A 2,179-nucleotide genomic window follows, 5' to 3' on the forward strand; every position below is an offset into this window, starting at 1 on the left:
TCTCTGCATCGTTTGGACAACCCAACGCATACCTTCCGGTCCGGAAACTCGCTTACGCGTTTCATCGTCTATTCGGCAGTGGAAAATTAGGCCGACTTGGCAGTGCTCAGATTCGCGTAGCCGTCCTGCGTTCCGCTCGGAGAGGATGGCGAGTGGTTGCGGCAACTGCGCCTCAAGCTGGCTGGCGACCGCCGTCTGTAGCGCGCAGCTGCGGAGCAACACTCGCCCGACGTCAAAGACTGTGGCAAGACCGGCTTGATTGTATCGAACCTGAAACAGACCAACGCCGGCCCAACCTACACCTGAAACCAAAAGACAATATCGATGACCTCCAACAGCTACGCTCCCAAGGGTTCAAGCGCCTGCAAACATTGACCATGCCACTTTCGCTATCGCCGCTTGGATGAAGACGGCGGCATCAATTTCATGGAGCAAGGTTTGCCGCCAGGGGGTTCTGCCCGATGGCCGCGACCAGGCTCGTGCATACCTCGATCACCATCACCAAGACCCTGCGAGACGCGGAAGAGGCAAGCCGCTTCATGAACTGGCTAGAAGACTCCAAAACCCAAAAGCCGCTGATCGATGCGAGCCGCAGTAACGAAGTGTAACCGGGTTCCCACTACAAGAAGCTCAAACCGCGCAAGACCGCTGATCGATACGACCACGATCTTCAACGGTCTTGCCCAATGGAAGCCGCCCCAATGGAAATCGCCACGAACGGCTATACGAACAGCCATCTGATGACGTCACGGCGCTTTGCGCCTCTCTTCTGGACGCAGTTCCTGTCCGCCTTCAACGACAATTTCCTCAAGAACACGCTGGTGTTCCTTATTCTGTTCACCCTGGCGGCGGACAAGGCAGCATCACTGGTCACGCTGGCGGGTGCCGTCTTCATGGCTCCTTTCCTGCTCCTGTCCGCCCTTGGTGGCGAGATCGCCGACCGGTTCGACAAGGCGCTCATCGCCCGTCGGCTGAAATTCACCGAGATCGCCGCTGCGGCTGTCGCTGTCGTTGGAATCGCGCTGTCGTCGATCCCGGTGCTGATGATGGCGTTGCTCATGTTCGGCATCATCTCGGCACTGTTCGGACCGATCAAGTACGGCATCTTGCCGGATCATCTCGAGCGCAAGGAATTGCCTCGCGCCAATGCCTGGATCGAATCGGCAACCTTCGCCGCCATCCTCGGCGGCACTATCGCCGGAGGCGTCGTCTCGGCCGATGGCATTGGCGTCTCGGTGTTCGGGCCGATCATGATGACCCTTGCCGTGGCCTGTTGGTTTGTCAGCCGCTACATTCCGTCCACCGGTTCTGCGGCTCCCGACCTAGTCATCGACAAAAACATCTTTCGCTCGACCTGGCGACAGGTGAACGGTTTGCGTGCCGACAAGCGGATCTGGCGCGCCGGACTGATGACGTCGTGGTTCTGGCTGATCGGGGCCATTGTCCTTTCGATCCTGCCTGCGTTGGTCAAGGATTCGCTCGGTGGCGGAGAAATCGCTGTCACCGCCTATCTCGCGGTGTTCGCCGTCTCGATCGCCCTTGGCTCTGCCATAGCCGCAGGGATGTCGCAGGGCCGCATCGTGCTCTTGCCAGCCCCGGTTGGCACTGCGTTGATGGCCCTATTCGGCTTGGACCTGGCCTGGACCATCTGGAGTATGCAGCCTTCGCTCGGGGCCGAAACGCTCGCAATATTCTTCGCCGGGCCAAACACGGTCCACGTTGCGATCGACCTTGCCGGCATGGCTATTGCCAGCGCCTTTCTTGTCGTGCCGACCTTCGCCGCGGTACAAGCCTGGGCGCCCGAAGCCAGCCGCGCTCGCGTCGTCGCCGCGGTGAGCATCGTCAATGCAGGCTTCATGACTGTGGGCGGCATACTCGTCGCCGCAATTCAAGCAGCGGGCGTCTCCACTGGAGGTATCCTGTTCGGCCTCGCCGCACTCAACATGGTCGCCGCCTGGCTGATGCTGAGATATCTGCCAACCAACGCCTTCCGCGACTTCGTTTCCATTCTGTTCCGAGCCTTCCATCGTCTGGAGGTGGAGGGGCTGGAAAACCTCAAGGCGGCCGGCCCGGCACCCATCCTGGCGCTCAACCATGTCAGTTTCCTCGACGGCCCGCTGGCTTTGACGCTGACGGATGAGGAGCCGGTGTTTGCGATCGACTACACCATCGCCCAAGC

Annotated in this window: 2 protein-coding genes; both read left to right on the forward strand. The window is 60.2% G+C overall.

The features are described from left to right. Nucleotides 1–461: 461 nt before the first annotated feature. Nucleotides 462–608, forward strand: coding sequence for a hypothetical protein (locus NKI72_RS34660; protein WP_352648047.1), 147 nt, complete (start codon nucleotides 462–464; stop codon nucleotides 606–608). Nucleotides 609–701: 93 nt separating this feature from the next. Beyond that, the coding region (locus tag NKI72_RS34665) for an MFS transporter (RefSeq protein ID WP_352852199.1) at nucleotides 702–2,179 on the forward strand (1,478 nt) is incomplete at its 3' end.

The organism is Mesorhizobium sp. M0437 (assembly GCF_040321335.1).
In the GTDB taxonomy this organism is placed as follows: domain Bacteria; phylum Pseudomonadota; class Alphaproteobacteria; order Rhizobiales; family Rhizobiaceae; genus Mesorhizobium.